This window comes from Paracoccus sp. MC1862, from assembly GCF_016617715.1.
Taxonomy (GTDB): Bacteria; Pseudomonadota; Alphaproteobacteria; order Rhodobacterales; family Rhodobacteraceae; genus Paracoccus.
This window is the reverse complement of the sequence record NZ_CP067225.1, coordinates 419806-437093: the sequence shown is the minus strand read 5'-3', so window position 1 is coordinate 437093 and position 17288 is coordinate 419806. Positions and strand designations below refer to the sequence as shown.

General features: G+C 67.0%; 19 protein-coding genes. 14 read left to right on the top strand and 5 right to left on the bottom strand.

What is annotated here, in order from left to right:
- The first annotated feature begins 102 nt into the window (after positions 1 to 102).
- Together JGR78_RS02210 and JGR78_RS02205 are read left to right on the top strand one after the other, a co-directional pair.
- Positions 103 to 849: a cytochrome c oxidase assembly protein gene (locus JGR78_RS02210; RefSeq protein WP_182791438.1), complete on the top strand. Its 747-nt coding sequence runs from the start codon at positions 103 to 105 to the stop codon at positions 847 to 849.
- Positions 846 to 1463 carry a CopD family protein gene (locus JGR78_RS02205; RefSeq protein ID WP_182803932.1) on the top strand — a complete coding sequence of 206 codons (618 nt, stop codon included), beginning with the start codon at positions 846 to 848 and terminating at the stop codon, positions 1461 to 1463. Before JGR78_RS02210 ends, JGR78_RS02205 begins: the two co-directional genes overlap by 4 nt.
- Here JGR78_RS02205 and JGR78_RS02200 read toward each other — a convergent pair.
- Positions 1427 to 1963, bottom strand: a complete 537-nt coding sequence (locus tag JGR78_RS02200; RefSeq protein ID WP_182791440.1) for a DUF2231 domain-containing protein — start codon at positions 1961 to 1963, stop codon at positions 1427 to 1429. The two genes, JGR78_RS02205 and JGR78_RS02200, sit on opposite strands and share 37 nt — an antisense overlap.
- Positions 1964 to 1981: 18 nt before the next feature.
- On the opposite strand from JGR78_RS02200, the gene coxB reads away from it, so the two are divergent.
- The 5 genes from coxB to JGR78_RS02175 all read left to right on the top strand — a co-directional run bounded on the left by coxB (position 1982) and on the right by JGR78_RS02175 (position 7125).
- Positions 1982 to 2869, top strand: a complete 888-nt coding sequence (coxB, locus tag JGR78_RS02195) for a cytochrome c oxidase subunit II (RefSeq protein ID WP_182803930.1) — start codon at positions 1982 to 1984, stop codon at positions 2867 to 2869.
- Entirely contained in the window at positions 2866 to 5400 is a 2535-nt protein-coding gene (locus JGR78_RS02190; protein ID WP_182803927.1) for a cytochrome c oxidase subunit I, read from the top strand. The genes coxB and JGR78_RS02190 overlap by 4 nt, the downstream gene beginning before the upstream one ends.
- A gap of 70 nt (positions 5401 to 5470) precedes the next feature.
- The gene (hisF, locus tag JGR78_RS02185; protein WP_182791443.1) at positions 5471 to 6232 is read left to right on the top strand and encodes an imidazole glycerol phosphate synthase subunit HisF; all 762 of its coding nucleotides are present in this window, start codon (positions 5471 to 5473) and stop codon (positions 6230 to 6232) included.
- The gene (locus JGR78_RS02180) at positions 6229 to 6543 is read left to right on the top strand and encodes a phosphoribosyl-ATP diphosphatase (RefSeq protein WP_182791444.1); all 315 of its coding nucleotides are present in this window, start codon (positions 6229 to 6231) and stop codon (positions 6541 to 6543) included. The genes hisF and JGR78_RS02180 overlap by 4 nt, the downstream gene beginning before the upstream one ends.
- Positions 6544 to 6582: 39 nt before the next feature.
- The gene (locus JGR78_RS02175) at positions 6583 to 7125 is read left to right on the top strand and encodes an MgtC/SapB family protein (RefSeq protein ID WP_182803925.1); all 543 of its coding nucleotides are present in this window, start codon (positions 6583 to 6585) and stop codon (positions 7123 to 7125) included.
- Positions 7126 to 7134: 9 nt separating this feature from the next.
- Here the strand turns inward: JGR78_RS02175 and rnd are convergent, their stop codons facing one another.
- A complete protein-coding gene (gene rnd / locus JGR78_RS02170) occupies positions 7135 to 8316 on the bottom strand; it encodes a ribonuclease D (protein ID WP_182803923.1) in 1182 nt (393 codons plus the stop codon).
- 166 nt (positions 8317 to 8482) lie between these two features.
- On the opposite strand from rnd, the gene JGR78_RS02165 reads away from it, so the two are divergent.
- The 7 genes from JGR78_RS02165 to JGR78_RS02135 all read left to right on the top strand — a co-directional run bounded on the left by JGR78_RS02165 (position 8483) and on the right by JGR78_RS02135 (position 13823).
- Positions 8483 to 9139: a glutathione S-transferase family protein gene (locus JGR78_RS02165; protein WP_182803921.1), complete on the top strand. Its 657-nt coding sequence runs from the start codon at positions 8483 to 8485 to the stop codon at positions 9137 to 9139.
- A gap of 51 nt (positions 9140 to 9190) precedes the next feature.
- On the top strand, positions 9191 to 9439 hold the full coding sequence (locus tag JGR78_RS02160) for a hypothetical protein (protein WP_182791448.1): 249 nt from the start codon (positions 9191 to 9193) through the stop codon (positions 9437 to 9439).
- Positions 9440 to 9446: 7 nt separating this feature from the next.
- Positions 9447 to 9824 (top strand): type II toxin-antitoxin system death-on-curing family toxin, encoded by a 378-nt coding sequence (locus JGR78_RS02155; protein WP_182791449.1) that lies wholly within the window; start codon positions 9447 to 9449, stop codon positions 9822 to 9824.
- A gap of 81 nt (positions 9825 to 9905) precedes the next feature.
- On the top strand, positions 9906 to 11876 hold the full coding sequence (parE, locus tag JGR78_RS02150) for a DNA topoisomerase IV subunit B (RefSeq protein ID WP_182803919.1): 1971 nt from the start codon (positions 9906 to 9908) through the stop codon (positions 11874 to 11876).
- Positions 11877 to 11888: 12 nt separating this feature from the next.
- Entirely contained in the window at positions 11889 to 12740 is an 852-nt protein-coding gene (locus JGR78_RS02145; RefSeq protein WP_182803917.1) for a serine protease, read from the top strand.
- Positions 12741 to 12789: 49 nt separating this feature from the next.
- The gene (locus JGR78_RS02140) at positions 12790 to 13500 is read left to right on the top strand and encodes a gamma-glutamylcyclotransferase (protein ID WP_182791452.1); all 711 of its coding nucleotides are present in this window, start codon (positions 12790 to 12792) and stop codon (positions 13498 to 13500) included.
- The gene (locus JGR78_RS02135; RefSeq protein ID WP_234450822.1) at positions 13464 to 13823 is read left to right on the top strand and encodes a hypothetical protein; all 360 of its coding nucleotides are present in this window, start codon (positions 13464 to 13466) and stop codon (positions 13821 to 13823) included. Before JGR78_RS02140 ends, JGR78_RS02135 begins: the two co-directional genes overlap by 37 nt.
- Before the next feature lie 101 nt (positions 13824 to 13924).
- On the opposite strand, the gene JGR78_RS02130 is transcribed toward JGR78_RS02135, so the two are convergent.
- From JGR78_RS02130 to JGR78_RS02120, 3 genes are all read right to left on the bottom strand, one after another.
- On the bottom strand, positions 13925 to 14605 hold the full coding sequence (locus JGR78_RS02130; RefSeq protein WP_182803915.1) for an ABC transporter ATP-binding protein: 681 nt from the start codon (positions 14603 to 14605) through the stop codon (positions 13925 to 13927).
- Positions 14598 to 15896: a lipoprotein-releasing ABC transporter permease subunit gene (locus JGR78_RS02125; RefSeq protein ID WP_182791454.1), complete on the bottom strand. Its 1299-nt coding sequence runs from the start codon at positions 15894 to 15896 to the stop codon at positions 14598 to 14600. Before JGR78_RS02125 ends, JGR78_RS02130 begins: the two co-directional genes overlap by 8 nt.
- Positions 15897 to 16050: 154 nt before the next feature.
- Positions 16051 to 17283, bottom strand: coding sequence for an AI-2E family transporter (locus JGR78_RS02120; protein WP_182791455.1), 1233 nt, complete (start codon positions 17281 to 17283; stop codon positions 16051 to 16053).
- Between the last annotated feature and the right edge of the window lie 5 nt (positions 17284 to 17288).

The window sequence follows — 17288 nt, the reverse complement described above, 5'->3', positions numbered from 1 at the left end:
GCCGGGCCACAGGCCAAGGCGTTTTCCCTGATTCCGACCGGAACCGTTCCGGCCACCCCATGTTCCTTCTGTGACCGGTATCAGGTCCGAGGCGAGGGGAACATGCAGACCGATCAATTGAACCCGATCGCCTATTGCGGCGTCCCGCCAACCCCGGCGACGCTGATGGGCGCATGGAACCTCGACCCCGTGCTGCTAGTCGCGCTGGGCCTGTGGGCCGCGGCGCTGTATCGCCACGGCAAGGACGCGTTCGGCTGGTCAGCCTGGGCGCTTGCAGTGGTGGTCTTCGTCTCGCCGCTGTGCAACCTGACCTCGGCGCTGTTCTCGGCGCGGGTGGTCCATCATGTGCTGCTCTCTGCCGTCATCGTCCCCTTGGCGCTGCTGGGGCTGGCCCCTGCGCTGCGGGACCGGATGCGCATCGTGGGCGTCGGCGCCGCGATCCTGCTGCATGCCGGGGCGATGTGGGCCTGGCACGCGCCCGGACCCTATGCCTGGGCGCTGGCGACGACGCCGGGCTACTGGCTGATGCAGGCGACGCTGGCCGGAAGCGCGGCTGCCGTGTGGCTGCATATCCTGTCCCCCGACCGCGGCGCCGCGGCGGTCGCCGCAGGCGGAACCTTTGTTCAGATGGGGATGCTGGGGGCCATCATCCTGTTTGCGGGCCAGCCGCTTTACGGCGCACATCTTCTGACAACCGAGGCCTGGGGCCTGAGCCCGCTTGCGGACCAGCAGTTCGCCGGCCTGCTGATGTGGGTCGTGGGCGCCCTGCCCTATATGGCCGCGCTGCTGTGGCAGGTCGCCCGCCTTGCCGACGAGGCCGCGCCCGAGCCTGCGAAAGCGCCCCGGTGATTCCGGCCTTCATCGACGCGGTGCGGGACATCCTCAACTCGGATGCCTTTCTGGGCCTTGTGAAGTTCATCCATGTCGGCGCCATCGCCGTCTGGGTCGGCGGGCTGATCGCCCTGCCCTGGCTGATGGCGCAGCGGCGCGGAATCACCCGGCGCGGCGGCCAGCGCGCGCTGCACCGGCTGCATGCGATAGGGCGGATGCTGCATATCGGGCTGGTCTCGCCCGCCGCGGTGCTGGCGATCAGTTCCGGCATCGGGCTGATCTTCCTGCGGGAAACCTATTCGCCCTGGTTCACCGCCAAGCTGGGCTTTGTCGTGCTGCTGGGTGCGGGCCACGTGCTTTGCGCTCGCACCATGGTCCGCGTCTTCGCCGACGACCCGGTCGAGGAGGACCCGGAGGGCGAGGTCAACCCGCGCGAACTGCGCCTGACCCCCGGCCGGGCGATCCTGCTGAACGGACTGATCGGGGTGGGCGCGATCGGCATCCTGCTGATGGTGCTGATGAAGCCGCCGCTGGAATGGTCGGGGCTTGCGCCCGACCTGTTCCAGCCTGGCGCCCTGGCAGAGACGCTGGGCCTTCAGTCGTCGGACGCAACCATGATGCCGACACCATGATCGAAGATGAGCTTGCCCCCATGATAGCCGGCCACCCCCACCGTCAGCGCGCCCAGGATCGACAGGAACAGCCCGTCGGGCAGGATCGGCCGGGTGCCGTCCAGCCGCAGACCCCAGTTCGCGCCGATCACGGCCAGAAAGGTCAGCGCCGCGACCGCATGGCTCCAGCTCGCGCCGCGCAGGCGGATGCCGGGGACCAGCAGCACCTCGGCCAAGCCGACGAGACTGGCGATCACGCCCGCAAGGAAGCCGCCGCCCACCGCCCAGGTCGCCGCGCGGGCGAAGAAGGGATCGCCGAACACCCAGTAAAGGACGTCGAAGCCCAGCACGACCATGGCGAAGGCGATGGGGAAATGCACCAGCATCGCATGGACCGGGTGGCCGATGAAGGCGATGGCCGAGCCGGTGTCGAGTTCCTGAACCGGCGGGCTCAGCGGGTTCCGGCTGCCGCCCTTGCCCTTGTTCCCACCCTTGCGCGGCGTCTGGTCGGTGCTGGTCATCGAAGGCTCCTCGGGCTGATGGCTGGCGGTGCGGTGCTGGTCACCTCGGGTTGCAACGCGCCGCTGTCGGCCCTGGATCCGCTGGGACCCTCGGCCGCCGAGATCGGGCTGCTGGGCCGGGTCATGCTGGCGGTCATGCTGACGATCTGGATCGGCATGGTCCTGCTGGTGCTGGCGGTCATGTCCCCGCGCGGGCGGTTCGGGCGGGTTTCGCTGAAGACCTGGCTGATCGGCGGCGGACTGGTGCTGCCGCTGGCGGTGATGATCCCGCTGTTCATCTGGTCGGTCGTCCTGACCGGGCGGCTTCTGCCGGACGGAACTGAGCCCACCCGCATTGAGGTCGAGGGTTCCATGTGGGCCTGGACCTTCACCTACCCGGAGGTTCCGGGGGCGGCCAGCCAGGGCACCCTGTTCCTGCCCGCAGGCCAGCCGGTGCGGCTGGAGATCACCGCCCGCGACGTAATCCATTCCTTCTGGGCGCCACGGCTCGCGGGCAAGATGGACGCGATCCCCGGCCATGTGAACGAGACCCTGATCCAAGCCGACAACCCTGGCGTGATCGAGGGGCAATGTTCCGAATACTGCGGTCAGGGCCACCAGCTCATGCGCTTTGTCGTCGATGTCCGCACGCCCGAGGACTACACCGCCGCCCTGACCGCGCTGGCCGAGGGCCGCGCGCCCGAGCCCGCGCCCGAATGGGTGCCGCCCAGCGCAGTCGGCGCGGCCGCGCCCTCGCCGCCGCTGCCAATGCCCGAGGCGGGCGGTCCCATCGGCGGCGCGCCCGAGACCGCGCCCGGCCCTGATCCGATGCCGCCCGCGCTGCCGCCCTCGGCGCAAGGCGAGGGCTCGCCCGCGCCGCCGCCCGAGGACATCCCCACCACGATCCCGAGAGATTCCGCCCCATGACCACGGCGCCCACCCCTGCCCCGTCTGCGCCCGAGGACGGGCTGTCGCCCCTCGAACGCCACAAGGCGCTTGACGCGATCTGGACCTCGGGGCGCGGGCTGCAGCAGCTTTCGGCGGTGAACCATACGACGCTGGGCATCCGCATCATGCTGACAGCCTGCTTCTTCTTCTTCGTCGGCGGTCTGCTGGCCATGCTGATCCGGGCGCAGCTTTCCACGCCCGACACCGCCTTCCTCGACGCGCCGGCCTATGCGCAGGTCTTCACCATGCATGGGACGGTGATGATGTTCCTGTTCGCGATCCCGCTGCTGGAAGGGATCGCGATGTACCTGCTGCCGAAGATGCTGGGGACGCGCGACCTCGCCTTCCCGCGCCTGACCGCCTACGGCTATTGGTGCTACCTGTTCGGGGGACTGACGCTGCTGGCCGCGCTGGTCCTTGGCGTGGCGCCGATGTCGGGCTGGTTCATGTACACGCCTCTGTCCTCGGACGTCTACTCGCCCGGCATCAACTCGGACATCTGGCTGCTGGGAATCACCTTCGTCGAGATCTCGGCCGTCTCGATCGGGGTGGAACTGACCGTCACCATCCTGCGGATGCGCGCGCCCGGCATGTCGCTGGCGCGGATGCCGATCTTCGCCTGGTACATGCTGGTCACGGCCCTGATGATCGTCGTGGGCTTTCCGCCGCTGATCGCCGGGTCCCTGATGCTGGAAGCCGAGCGCGCCTTCGGCCTGCCCTTCTTCGACCCGACCCGCGGGGGCGACCCGCTGCTGTGGCAGCACCTGTTCTGGATCTTCGGCCACCCCGAGGTCTACATCATCTTCCTGCCCGCCGCCGGGATGCTGGCGACGCTGGTTCCCACATTCTCGCGCCGGCCGCTGGTCGCCTACAAGGCGGTCGTGGCCGCCGTGCTTGCCATGGGGGTCATCAGCTTCCTGATCTGGGCGCATCACATGTTCACCGTGGGGATGCCCAAGCTGGCGCTGGACTTCTTCGCGGTCAGCTCGAGCGCGGTGGTCCTGCCGACGGCGATCCAGATCTTCGCGCTGATCGCCACCATGGCGATGGGGAAGGTCGTCCGCAGCGTGCCGATGCTGTATGTCATGGGCTTCTTCATCGTCTTCGTGAACGGAGGGCTGACGGGCGTCATGGTCGCTGTCGTGCCCTTCAACTTCCAGGTCCATGACACCGCCTTCGTGACCGCGCATCTGCATTACGTCCTGATCGGCAGCCTCGTCTTCGGCTCGCTGGCGGGGCTTTACTACTGGCTGCCGCATCTGACGGGGCGGATGTCGGTCCACAGCCTGTCGATCCCGGCCTTCTGGCTGATCTTCCTCGGCTTCAACGGGACCTTCCTGCTGATGCACCTGACCGGCCTGCTGGGGATGCCCCGGCGCGTCCACAGCTATTTCTGGGATGACGGCTGGGCCACGCTGAACCTGATCTCCTCGGTCGGAGGGTTCATCCAGGCGATGGGCTTCGGGCTGGTGGCGCTGGACGTGATCCTGACCCGCCGGCACGGGCCGCGCTTCCGCCGCGACCCGTGGAAGGCGGGGACGCTGGAATGGGCCACCCCTACGCCTGCGCCCAGCTATGCCTTCGGCGCCCTGCCCCATATCGAGACCCGCGCCGACAAGCTGGAGCCGAGCGTCCTCGGCCCGCAACTCGCGGCGGGCGACGGCTATCTCGCGCGCCCTCGCGGCTGGATGGAGACGATGGTCGTGGACACCGTCTCGGGCAAGGCGGACCACATCGCCATCCTGCCCCGGCGGACCTACATGCCGCTGATCCAGGGGCTCGTGACCTTCGCCGGAATCCTCTGCCTGCTGTTCAAGGCCTATCTGCTGGCCGCCGGAATCGCGCTGCTGCTGGCGGCGCTGTTCATCCTTGCCGCGCAGGGGGCGGGGCTGGGCCGCGACCACGGGCCGCTGCCGGCAGGCCGGGGGCTGTCGCTGCCGCCCCATCCCGAGGTCAGGAACTCGTTGCCGACCTGGGGCCTGCGCGTCACGCTGCTGGCCAATGGGGCGATGTTCGCATCGCTGGGCTTCGGCGTTCTTTACCTCCGGCTGACCGCGCCGGGCTGGCCGCCGCCGCCCGAGGCGATGGCGATGCGCGGCCCCGGCGTGGCGCTGGCGGCGCTGGCCGCCGTGTTGCTGATCGCGGTGGCGGCGGGCCTGTCCCGCGCCACGATCCGCGCCAATGACAAGGGCGAGCCCAAGGGCCGCTGGATGCTGTTCACCGCGGGCGCACTGGCGGTTGCCACAGCGCTGGTCTTCTGGCTGCCTGCCAGCGGCCATCTGCCCGATCCCCGCGTCCATGCGCTGGGGGCCACGCTGAACGGGCTTGCCGCCTATGTCTTCGTCCATGCCGCGATCGGGCTTGCGATCCTTGCCTCGAACGCGTTCCGCTCGGCTGGCGGCTGGACCAGTCCAAGACGCGGCACGGACTTCCTGCTGACGCGCATGTGGCTGGACTACACCGCCGCCACGGCGGCGATCAGCGTGGGGCTGGCGGCCCTCGTCGTGTGACGGGTGACGCGGCAGCGCGGCGGCCCCGCAGACCCTTCCCCCTGCCGGTGCGCCGCGCTATCAGGCGGCCATGCTGAAGACACGCATCATCCCCTGCCTCGACGTGGCCGATGGTCGCGTGGTCAAGGGCGTCAACTTCGTGGACCTCATCGACGCGGGCGACCCTGTGCAGGCCGCCGCCGCCTATGACGCGGCAGGGGCGGACGAGCTGTGCTTCCTCGACATCCACGCCACGCATGAAAACCGCGGCACGATGTATGACCTCGTGACCCGGACGGCGGAACAGTGCTTCATCCCGCTGACCGTCGGCGGCGGCGTGCGGACGCCCGAGGATGTGCGGGCGCTGCTGCTGGCGGGCGCCGACAAGGTCAGCTTCAACTCGGCCGCCGTCGCCGACCCCGACGTGATCGCGCGGGCGGCGGACCGTTTCGGCAGCCAGTGCATCGTCTGCGCCATCGACGCCAAGACGGTCGAGCCGGGCCGCTGGGAGATCTTCACCCACGGCGGCCGCCGCCCGACCGGCATCGACGCGGTCGAGTTCGCCCGAACCGTGGCGGAGAAGGGCGCGGGCGAAATCCTGCTGACCTCGATGGACCGCGATGGCACCCGCGCGGGCTTCAACATTCCGCTGACCCGCGCGGTGGCGGATGCGGTGGACATCCCCGTGATCGCCTCGGGTGGCGTGGGCACGCTGGACCACCTCGTCGAAGGTGTCCGCGACGGCCATGCCTCCGCCGTGCTGGCGGCGTCGATCTTCCACTTCGGCACCTACAGCATCGCCGAGGCCAAGGCCCACATGGCCGCCACCGGCATCCCCGTGAGGCTGGAATGACCGCGCTGGAACGCTTGGCCGCGACCATCGAATCCCGCCGCGGCGCCGATCCCTCGTCAAGCTGGACCGCGCAGCTTCTGGCCAAAGGCCCCGAGAAATGCGCCGAGAAATTCGGCGAGGAAGCCGTCGAAGCCATCATCGAGGCCGTGCGCGGCGACCGCGCCCGCCTGACGGCGGAAGCCGCGGACGTGCTGTATCACCTGCTGGTCATGCTGGCCGCGCGCGACGTGGCGCTGTCGGACGTGCTGGCGGAACTCGACCGGCGCGAGGGCCATTCGGGCGTGGACGAAAAGGCCGCGCGCACAGAATAGACCCCGCGCACCCGGCGCGAAACAGCGGGCGGAGACCTCATGGATGCTGTTCTCGCCGATCTGGCCCGCGCTTTCGATCCGCTCGGCTCGATGCCGCTGCATATCGCCGCGCTGCGGCTGATCGCAGCGATCGTTCTGGGCGGCGTGATCGGCTGGGACCGCGAGGTGAACGCCCGTTCGGCGGGGCTGCGGACGCATATGCTGATCTCGCTGGCGGCCGCCACCTTTGTCATTGTCGGCATCGAACTGACCAGCCTTGAGGCCGCGCCCGGCACCACGTCGCAGATCGACCCGCTGCGCCTGATCGAGGGGGTGACATCGGGCGTGGCCTTCCTTGCGGCCGGCTCGATCATCATCAACGGGACCAACGTCCGCGGCATCACCACCGGCGCCTCGATGTGGCTGTGCGGGGCGATCGGCCTTTGCTGCGGTTTGGGCGACATCACCCTGGCGATACTGACGACCGTGCTGGCCATGACGGTGCTGCAGCTGATCCAGCTGCTGCTCAGCCCCGTGGCCAAGCGGGCCAAGGGCGAGAGCCCCGACACCGACGCGGAGGGGTCGAAGGACCGCGGCGGCTGAGGCCCGGTGTCAGCCGACCACGACCACCCGCACCGCGCCGCCCTGCGCCGACAGCGCGATCTTGCCCTGTGTCAGCCGCAGCGCGTCCTCGCCGAAGACCTCGCCCCGCCAGCCCGACAGCGCGGGCACGTCGCGCGCGCCCGTGGCGATGGCGTCCAGTTCCGACGACGAGGCGATCAGCTTGGGCGCGACCCCCGCCGCATCGGCCTTGGCCTGCAAGAGGACCCGCAGCAGTTGCGACAGCGCCGCGTTGCCGGGCTTGCCGGGCTCGTCAGGGGCAACCTTGGGCAGGTCGGTGGCCTCAATGCCCGCCTTCACGGCCTCAAGGATGCCCTGCGCGATCTCGCCCCGCCGCGCATCGCGCAGAAGCAGGCGCGACTTGCCAAGGTCATCCTCGGTCAGCGGCTTGGTCGAGGCCAGTTCGATCATCGCGTCGTCCTTGAACACGCGCGAGCGGGGAATATCGCGGGTCTGGGCATGGATTTCCCGGAACCGCGCAAGTTCCCGCACCACCGCCAGGAAGCGCGGAGAGCCGGAGCGCGTCCGCACCCGTTCCCACGCTTCCTCGGGGCGGCTGATGTAGGTCTCGGGGTTGATGAGCGCCTGCGCCTCTTCCGCCACCCACGCATCCCGCCCGGTCTTCTGCAACTGCGCCGAAAGGAATTCGTAGATCGCCCGCAGATGGGTCACGTCGGCCAGCGCATATTCTGCCTGCGCCTGCGTCAGCGGACGGCGCGACCAGTCGGTGAAGCGCGAGGACTTGTCCAGCGGCTGCTTGGCGATGCGCTTGACCAGCGTCTCGTATCCTGCCTGCTCGCCGAAGCCGCAGACCATCGCCGCGACCTGGGTGTCGAACAGCGGATCGGGGAATACGCCCGCGTCGTGGAAGAAGATCTCCAGATCCTGCCGGGCGGCGTGGAAGACCTTGACCGTCGCGGTATGGCGGAACAGGTCATACAGCGGTTCAAGCGACAGGCCCGGCGCCAGCGGATCGACCAGCGTGGCGGGTCCCCCCTCGGCCTTGGGACCGGATGCGGGAGGCAGCGCCATCTGGATCAGGCAGAGCTTGGAATAATAGGTCCGCTCGCGCAGGAACTCGGTGTCGAGCGTCACATAGGGCTGGGCCTTGGCGAGTTCGCAGAATGCCGCGAGGTCTTCGGTCGTGGTGATGATGCGCGGTTCTGCGGCCATCTTCGTCCTTTCAGGGGCGGGTCATCCGCCGGTTGCTGGCTGCCGCTTTATTCCTGTCCAAAGGGGATTGCGAGTGGAAACGGGGGGTTGGACTTCCTTCCTGTTGACGCCGCGCACCGGCGGCCTTTCATGGGCGCGCAGTCCCTTCCGGCCCCTGAGGTTTTCCATGCTGACCATCCACGGCGTCACCCGTTCCCGCGCATCCCGCATCGTCTGGCTTTGCCACGAACTCGGCCTGCCCTTCCGGCAGGAGCGGGTGATCCAGGCCTACAAGCTGCCCTTCCCGGATGCGCCGGATGCGCCGGTCAACACCCGCTCGCCGTCCTTCCTGGCGCTGTCGCCCGCCGGCGCGATCCCGGTGATCGAGGATGACGGGCTGGTGCTGTCGGAATCGCTCGCCTGCACTCTGTATCTGGCGAAGAAGCACGGCGGAGAGCTTGCGCCCCGCGATGCCGCCGAGGAGGCGCTGATGCTGCAATGGTCCTTCTACGCGGCAACCTCGGTCGAGCCCGACGCGCTGACGATCATGATGCTGCACACGGGCCGCCAGCAGTCGGGCGAGGACGTCACCCTGATCGCCGATGCGGCGGAACGGCTGGTCCGCCCGATGAAGGTGCTGGAGGATCATCTGGCGACGCACGGCCATCTGGTTGGGGGCCGCTTCACCGTAGCCGACCTGAACGTGGCGGAAATCGTCCGCTACGCGTCGGATTACGGCGAGCTGATGGGCCAGTTTCCGGCTGTGCAGGCATGGCTGACCGCTTGCCATGACCGGCCCGCGTTCGAGAAGATGTGGGACGCGCGGGCCGCAGAGGAACATTGAAATACATACTGTAGTATCTATATTGGTGGCACCTGCTTGGGAGCCACCATCATGACCCGCCTGCTGACCAACCATATCGCTACCATGACCGAACTGCGCGAGCCGCATAAGGTGCTGGAACGCTCGGGCGGCAAGCCGGTGGCGATCCTGCGGAACTCGGCGCTGGTGGGGTATCTGGTGCCTGCCGAGGCGACCGAAAAGGTAACTTCGCGCTATGCGACCCGTGAGGAAATGCTTGCCGCATTGGAACGCACGCGTGAGCGCGCCCAGCCTGTCCTGAACTATCTGAAGGACAAGTGAGGTCGCGATGGAATACCTGCTGCCCTCGGCCGAACTGGTCGAGGAGGTTCACGACATCGTCCTGAACCCGGGCGAGTTGCCCGGCCGTGCCCGCGACAAGTCGCTTGAAGGTGCGCTCGCACGGGTCGAGAACCGCCTCTCCTATGGCATGATCGAGGATGTGTATGCGCTAGCCACTGCCTACGCGATGGCCATCGCGCAGGGGCATTGCTTCAACGACGCCAACAAGCGCACCGCCTATCGCGTCATGCAGGTGGTGCTGGACTGGAACGGCGGCATCGAGCCTGACGTGCCTGAAGACGTGATGGGTCAGCAGATCATCGCCCTCGCCCAAGGCCATATCGACGACGGCCAATTGGCCGAGTGGCTGCGCGAGCGGGCGTGAACCGCCGCCCCGGCCGGGGCAGGATTGCCCCGACCAGCCCCTTCGTGGCATGACGCCGCATCATCACAGGCAAGAATACCCATGTCCGACGACCTTCTTTCGGGCGCGCAAGCGGCCACCGACAGCTATTCCGCCGCCTCGATCGAGGTGCTGGAAGGGCTGGAACCCGTCCGCAAGCGCCCCGGCATGTATATCGGCGGCACCGACGAACGCGCGCTGCATCATCTCGTGGCCGAGATCCTCGACAACTCCATGGACGAGGCGGTGGCGGGCCACGCCAGCCGCATCGAGGTCGAGCTGCGCGCCGACCACTCGGTCGTGGTGCGCGACAACGGGCGCGGCATCCCCGTCGATCCGCACCCCAAGTTCCCCGGCAAGTCCGCGCTGGAGGTGATTCTCTGCACCCTGCACGCGGGCGGCAAGTTCACCGAAGGCGCCTATCAGACCTCGGGCGGCTTGCACGGCGTCGGCGCCTCGGTCGTGAACGCGTTGTCGGACAGCATGGTGGTCGAGGTCGCCCGGAACCGTGAACTCTGGCGGCAAAGCTTCAGCCGCGGCATCCCGCAGGGTCCGGTGGAAAAGGTCGGCCCCGCCCCGAACCGTCGCGGCACCACCGTCACCTTCCATCCCGACGAGCAGATCTTCGGCCACCACCGGCTGAAGCCCTCGCGCATGATGCGGATGGTCAAGTCCAAGGCCTACCTGCATTCCGGCGTCGAAATCCGCTGGAAGACCGAGATCGACGACGGCGAGACGCCGCGCGAGGCGACCTTCCACTTCCCCGACGGGCTGTCGGACTATCTGTCCGAGCAGATCGGCAAGGCCAGCACCTACGCCGACCGGCCCTTTGCCGGGCTGGTCGAGTTCCGCGAGCGCTTCGGCGTCCCCGGCAAGGTCGAATGGGCGATCAACTGGACGCCCTCGCGCGACGGCTTCATCCAGTCCTACTGCAACACCGTGCCGACCCCCGAGGGCGGCACGCATGAGGCGGGCTTCTGGACCGCGATCCTCAAGGGCATCCGCGCCTATGGCGAGCTGACGAAGAACCGCAAGGCCGAGAACATCACCCGCGACGACCTGCTGACGGGCGGCTGCGCGCTGGTGTCCTGCTTCATCGCGGAACCGGAGTTCGTCGGCCAGACCAAGGACCGGCTTGCCACTGCCGAGGCGGCGCGTCTGGTCGAGGGCGCCGTCCGCGACCATTTCGACAACTGGCTGGCAGCGGACACCAAGTCGGCGGGCGCGATCCTCGACTTCCTGGTGCTGCGGGCCGAGGAGCGCCTGCGCCGCCGTCAGGAAAAGGAAACCGCGCGGAAGTCGGCCACCAAGAAGCTGCGCCTGCCCGGCAAGCTGGTGGACTGCTCGGCCAACGCCCGCGAGGGGACGGAACTGTTCATCGTCGAGGGCGACTCGGCGGGCGGCTCGGCCAAGTCGGCGCGCGAACGCACGACGCAGGCGATCATGCCCATCCGGGGCAAGATCCTGAACGTGCTGGGCGCGTCTTCGTCGAAGCTCGGCCAGAACCAAGAGATCGCGGATCTGTGCCAGGCGCTGGGCGTGGGCATGGGGACCCGCTTCAAGGTGGACGACCTGCGTTACGACAAGGTCATCATCATGACCGACGCCGACGTGGACGGCGCGCATATCGCCAGCCTGCTGATGACCTTCTTCTTCATCCAGATGCGGCCCCTGATCGACAAGGGGCACCTGTATCTCGCCTGCCCGCCGCTTTACCGGCTGACGCAAGGGGCGGCCCGCGTCTATGTCGCGGACGACGCCGAGAAAGAAGCGTGGCTGGCCAAGGGCATTGGCGGCAAGGGCAAGATCGACGTGCAGCGCTTCAAGGGTCTGGGCGAGATGGATGCCAAGGACCTCAAGGACACCACCATGAACCCGGCCAGCCGCAAGCTGATCCGCGTCAGCATCGACGAGGAGGAAGGCGGCGAGACAGGCGATCTGGTGGAACGCCTGATGGGGAAAAAGCCCGAGCTGCGTTTCCAGTATATCAGCGAGAACGCGCAGTTCGTGGGGGACGAGGGGCTGGATGTGTGAGAGGATGAAGCAATGACCTCGGGATATTATCGTGAGGCAAGTGCTGTAAGATTTGCTCGCTATCGCGTTTGCTATCCCTCTTTGGTAGCCCGTCCTTTAGCACTTCTGGCTCGCGGTCAAATTATTAGTCGAGCGACAGGGTTCATTTATGAAAATGCCGGCTCTATGCACCTAGTTAGTAATTGGCATGTCTTTTCTGGGAGAGACATTTACACAGGGGCAGCGAAACATTCCTCTTTGGCCATACCTGATGAAGTTGAAGTTCAGTTCCCAGCAAAACTGATCTCAGATGAGAGGGAAATAGAATTGCATACTGGCAACTTCCCCCTTCAATCATCGAGCGAGAAACCATTATGGAAGATGCACCCAAAGGGACACGAAGTTGATGTAGCTGTGCTTCCGATTAACATAAATAACCCAAATGATAAGACAGCTATAGCTCCAGTTAATATAAGCCTGCCAGTCAACATGAGCAATGGCTTGCGAGTTGCAAATGATGTGTTTATTGTGGGCTTTCCGGAAAAATTTCCTATTGAAATGGCGCTTCCTATATGGAAACGAGGGACTATAGCGGCGGAGCCTTTGCTTGATGGAGAGTATGCCCGAAAATTTTTCATAGATGCTGCAACAAGACCTGGAATGTCTGGCTCACCGGTATTTTACCGGAGAAATAAAGTTATAATGCTAGACGATGGCACTCAGGCGAGCAGTTTGTTAGAGGCAGAATTTGTGCCATGCGGTATTTATTCCGGCCGCATAGACACCTCAGATCAGTTTGCGGCCACAATTGGAATAGTTTGGCTTTTAGGTTTTATTGAAGAGATTGTAGCCAATGGCGTCGCAGGTGGTTTTGTTCGTAATTGATTATTTAGTCTGCAAGAATGTTTACTTAACCCTTAGATCATAGGCCTAGATGATCAACGATCAAAGCCTCGCCCTCACCCCCGCCCATGTCGCCCGCGCCCACCGCTCGGTGGACGAGCCGCCCTACGATGCCTGCTGGACGCTGCTGACCGACGACGACCTGGATGCGCTGGCCGAGGAACTGACCGCAGGCCGGCCCCGTCCGGTGCCGATCTTCTCCTACGGCTCGCTGATCTGGAATCCGGGCTTCGAGGTGGGCGCAATTCGCAAGGGCACCGCGCCCGGCTGGCACCGCAGCTTCTGCATCCACCTCGACCACTGGCGCGGCTCGCCCGACTGCCCCGGTCTCATGCTGGCGCTGGAACCGGGCGGCACCTGCGCCGGGCTGGTGATGGAGATCGCGCCGGGAACCGAACGCGACTCGCTGCGCGCGATCCTGCGGCGGGAACTGGTGGCGCAGGAACTGGTCCGGAACGCCTGCTGGATCACGGTGGAAACCGAACGCGGGACCGAAGACGCGCTGACCTTCTACGCCGGGACGGTTGGCCAGACGCTGGTGCATCTGCCGGTCGAGGAACAGGCCCGGCGGCTCGCCCGTGCCTGCGGTCATGCCGGGTCGGGGGCCGAGTATCTGCAGCGCACCACCGCCGCGCTCGCCGCGCATGGTCTCGACGATCCCTACATGTGGCGTTTGCAGCAGCTTGTGGCCGCGGAAATCGACAGTTGGTCCCATCACGGCACGCCCATCGGCGACGTCTAGGAAGACTGCCCGCCCGCAGCGTTCTGTCCCCAACCCGAAGCAGGAGAGAACCCCTGTCATCCGGCGAGACCACCACCGACCACGACACGATCCGTGAATGGATCGAAAAGCGCGGCGGCATCCCCACCGTCGTCAAGGGCACCAAGGGCGAGGACGGCGAGGGCATCCTGCGTGTCGATTTCGCCGAGCGCGACGAGAAACTGGAAGAAATCCCGTGGGAGGAGTTCTTTCAGGTCTTCGAGGACCGCGCCATCGCCTTCCTTTATCAGGAGGAAACCAAGGACGGGTCCGAAAGCCGCTTCTTCAAGTTCGTCAAGCGGTAAGCGGCGGCCTCTTCAGCCCTGCGACGGCGCACGGCCTTGCTGCAGCGGCCTGCCGGGGTCTGCCAGCCGAGGCCAGCAACCCGACTATATTCGCAACAGCCTCATGCAGCGGCAGGCGCAGTGCGGTCCAGCTGCACCAGCCTGTCCATCCGCCCGGCAAGTTCCATGTTGTGCGTGGCGATCAGCGCAGCCATCCCCGTCTCGCGCACCAGCGCCATCAGCACGTCGAAAACCCGGTCCGAGGTGGCGGGGTCGAGGTTCCCCGTCGGCTCGTCCGCCAGCAGCAGCGAGGGCGCGTTGGCCAGGGCACGGCAGAAGGCTACGCGCTGCTGCTCGCCCCCGGACAGCGCCGCCGGGCGGTGATCGGCGCGCGGCGTCAGGCCCACGTGGTCCAGCAAGTCCGCCGCGCGGGCGCGGGCAGCGCCATCCACCACGCCGTTGGCAAGCTGCGGCAGAACGATGTTTTCCAGCGCGGTGAACTCGGGCAGCAGGTGGTGGAACTGGTAGACGAAGCCCACTTCGCGCCGCCGCGCCTCGGTCCGGGTGCGGTCGGGCAGGCCCGTCATGTCGCGCCCGTTCAGCACCACGCGGCCCGCGTCGGGCGTGTCCAGCAGCCCCGCGACATGCAGCAGCGTCGATTTGCCCGCGCCCGAAGGGGCGACCAGCGCCACGATCTCACCCTTTGCGACCGACAGGTCCAAGCCGCGCAGCACCTCGACGGCGGCGGGGGTGCCGGGGTTGTAGGTCTTGGCGATGCCTTCCAGCCGCAGCACGTCATTCATAGCGCAGGGCCTCGACCGGGTTCATGCGGGCCGCGCGGCGGGCCGGGAAGATGGTGACGATGAAGGACAGGGTCAGCGACAGCCCCACCGCCTTGGCGATGTCGATGCCGCGCAACTCGGCGGGCAGGCGATAGATGCCGCGCACCGAGGCGTCCCAGGCGCCCCCGCCCGAGAACCAGTTGATCCCCGCCATGATGCTGTCCACGTTCAGCGCCAGAAGGACGCCCAGGATCACCCCGGCGATGGTGCCGATGATCCCGGTGAAGGCTCCGCAGAGGAAGAAGACGCGCAGGATCGCCCCTTCCGTCAGGCCCATGGTCCGCAGGATGCCGATGTCGCGGCCCTTGTTCTTGACCAGCATGATGAGGCCGCTGGTGATGTTCATCGATGCGATCAGCACCAGCACCGACAGGATGACGAACATCACGTCATCCTCGATGTCCAGCGCCGACAGGAACGACCCCGAGGCGTCGCGCCACGTCCAGACGATCCCGCCCGGCAGCGCCTGCATTAGGGGCATCGTCAGCGCATCCACGCCCTCGGGGTCGGAAACGAAGACCTGGATCTCGTCCACGACGCCCTCGCGGTTGAAGAAGGACTGCGCCTCGGCCAAGGGCATGTAGATGCGGGTGCGGTCGATGTCATAGCGACCGGCGGAGAAGACATAGACGACCGGATAGGTGGCGATGCGCGGCGTCGTGCCGAAGGCCGTCTGCGCCCCGTGGGGCGAGATCAGTTGCACCAGGTCCCCGACATTCACCCCCAGTTCCCGCGCCATGCCGATGCCGATGGCCACGCCTTCGTCAAAATCGGACAGGTTGCCCTCGGCCGTTTCCGGGTTGGCGACACGGGGGATGGCGGCAAGGTCCTCGGCACTCAGGCCGTAGACCTCGGCCACGTTCGACCGATCCGCCACACTCGCCATCACCTGCCCGCGCACGACGGGATCGGCGCGCTCGACGCCGGGCAGAGCCTCGATCCGGGTGACGGCGGCGGGATAGTCGGAAATCGTGCCCGCGACCGTATAAACCTCGTCCGTCAGCTCGTTCACGATCGAGCTTGGCGGCAGGTAGACCGTCGAATGGGCGTTGGCACCAAGGATCGTGTCCACGAACTCGGCCCGGAAGCCCGAGCGGACGGCCAGCGTGGCGATCAGCGCCATCACCCCCAGCGCGATGCCGATCAGGCTGATCCAGGTCATGACCGACACGCCCCCCTCGGCGCGGCGCGCGCGCAGATAGCGCCAGGCGATCATGAACTCATAGCGCGCAAAGGGGGCTGGGTTCGCCATGCGGGGGCCTTTCGTCACTCGCGCCCTGCAATGGCTGCAGACCCCGCCCGATGCAAGGCGACAACCCCGTGAGCCTCATGCCCATCTTCTTCGGGGTAAATATCCCGGGATCGTCGTATACGACGATGGGGCAGAGCCCCGGGCGGCCTTGCCGTCAGTCCGGGCGGGTGGCGTCCTTCAGCCCCTTCATGTCGGTGCGGTCGGACAGCAGCAGCGCCCAGGGGCGCAGCACCGGCACATGGGCGCCCAGCACGACCAGCGCCACCGTGACGGGCACCGCCAGCAGGGCGCCGGGAATGCCCCAGATCCAGGACCAGGCCAGAAGCCCCACCAGCACGACCAGTGGAGAGACGGAGACGCGCTTCCCCTCGACCTTGGGATCGACGTAATTGCCCATGACCTGCTCGATGACGAGGATGCCGAGGCCAACCGCAACCGCGGTGCCGATGTCCTGCGTCATGAAGACATAGATCACCGGCAGCAGCCCCGCGATGATCGAGCCGACCGTGGGGATGAAGTTCAGAAGGAACGTCAGGATCACCCAGACGAGGATCAGCCCCGCGCCGAAGAACCACAGCCACAGCCCGTAAAGCGCGGCGGTGATGACGCCCAGCGCTGCCCGGATGAGCAGGTAGGCGCGGATCTTCTGCGCGATCACCTCGGCGGACTCGGTCAGCCGCCATTCGTCGCGCGGATGGGTGATGGTGGCGATCTTCCGCCGCCAGTCGCCGCTTTCGATCAGGATCAGCAGGGTGAAGAAGAAGATGATGACCAGCGCCGAGCCGAGCCCGACCGCCGAGTTGAGGACCGTCGTCGCCACGCTGCCAAGCACGCTGGCCATGCCGCTGGCCATCCGGGACGCGAGATCGCCGCCGGACCCCGACAGCATCCCCTCAAGCCCCGATCCCTCGCCGTCGGAGAAGGCCTCGGCCCCCGCCTCGGCCCCGTCGCCGGGCAGGCTCAGGGGCAGGGCCGGGGCGGTGTCGCCGCCCGACGCCTCGTCCTCGGACCCGTCCTGCGGCAGCATCTGCGCGATCTCCTCGCCCGAGGGGAACTCGGCGATCACCTGCTGCGCGGCCAGCCACAGCGCCCCGAAGAACAGCGCCACCACCAGCAGGATCAACGCCATGGCCGAGGTGACGCCCAGCCATTTCAGCTTGTCGGGCATCCGGTCCCGCACCCGGTCGCGCACGGGCATCACCGCCAGCGCGATCAGGATCGACGAGACCAGCGGGATAACCACGGCGCCGGTCGCGCGCAGGCCCCAGCCGATCACGACCAGCGCGATCAGCGCCAGCAGCACGGTGCGGATGTCAGGCCGGTCGCTTGGCGGAGCGCGCGTTCCTGACCGGGCGGTTGCCCCCGCGACCTCGCTTCCGTCTGCCATGACCG

Excerpts from the sequence above, each read along its gene's own strand:
- JGR78_RS02210 (WP_182791438.1), top strand. The coding sequence starts at position 103 with ATGCAGACCGATCAATTGAACCCGATCGCCTATTGCGGCGTCCCGCCA.
- JGR78_RS02200 (WP_182791440.1), bottom strand. The coding sequence starts at position 1,963 with ATGACCAGCACCGACCAGACGCCGCGCAAGGGTGGGAACAAGGGCAAG.
- coxB (WP_182803930.1), top strand. The coding sequence starts at position 1,982 with ATGGCTGGCGGTGCGGTGCTGGTCACCTCGGGTTGCAACGCGCCGCTG.
- JGR78_RS02190 (WP_182803927.1), top strand. The coding sequence starts at position 2,866 with ATGACCACGGCGCCCACCCCTGCCCCGTCTGCGCCCGAGGACGGGCTG.
- hisF (WP_182791443.1), top strand. The coding sequence starts at position 5,471 with ATGCTGAAGACACGCATCATCCCCTGCCTCGACGTGGCCGATGGTCGC.
- JGR78_RS02180 (WP_182791444.1), top strand. The coding sequence starts at position 6,229 with ATGACCGCGCTGGAACGCTTGGCCGCGACCATCGAATCCCGCCGCGGC.
- JGR78_RS02175 (WP_182803925.1), top strand. The coding sequence starts at position 6,583 with ATGGATGCTGTTCTCGCCGATCTGGCCCGCGCTTTCGATCCGCTCGGC.
- rnd (WP_182803923.1), bottom strand. The coding sequence starts at position 8,316 with ATGGCCGCAGAACCGCGCATCATCACCACGACCGAAGACCTCGCGGCA.
- JGR78_RS02165 (WP_182803921.1), top strand. The coding sequence starts at position 8,483 with ATGCTGACCATCCACGGCGTCACCCGTTCCCGCGCATCCCGCATCGTC.
- JGR78_RS02160 (WP_182791448.1), top strand. The coding sequence starts at position 9,191 with ATGACCCGCCTGCTGACCAACCATATCGCTACCATGACCGAACTGCGC.
- JGR78_RS02155 (WP_182791449.1), top strand. The coding sequence starts at position 9,447 with ATGGAATACCTGCTGCCCTCGGCCGAACTGGTCGAGGAGGTTCACGAC.
- parE (WP_182803919.1), top strand. The coding sequence starts at position 9,906 with ATGTCCGACGACCTTCTTTCGGGCGCGCAAGCGGCCACCGACAGCTAT.
- JGR78_RS02145 (WP_182803917.1), top strand. The coding sequence starts at position 11,889 with ATGACCTCGGGATATTATCGTGAGGCAAGTGCTGTAAGATTTGCTCGC.
- JGR78_RS02140 (WP_182791452.1), top strand. The coding sequence starts at position 12,790 with ATGATCAACGATCAAAGCCTCGCCCTCACCCCCGCCCATGTCGCCCGC.
- JGR78_RS02130 (WP_182803915.1), bottom strand. The coding sequence starts at position 14,605 with ATGAATGACGTGCTGCGGCTGGAAGGCATCGCCAAGACCTACAACCCC.
- JGR78_RS02125 (WP_182791454.1), bottom strand. The coding sequence starts at position 15,896 with ATGGCGAACCCAGCCCCCTTTGCGCGCTATGAGTTCATGATCGCCTGG.
- JGR78_RS02120 (WP_182791455.1), bottom strand. The coding sequence starts at position 17,283 with ATGGCAGACGGAAGCGAGGTCGCGGGGGCAACCGCCCGGTCAGGAACG.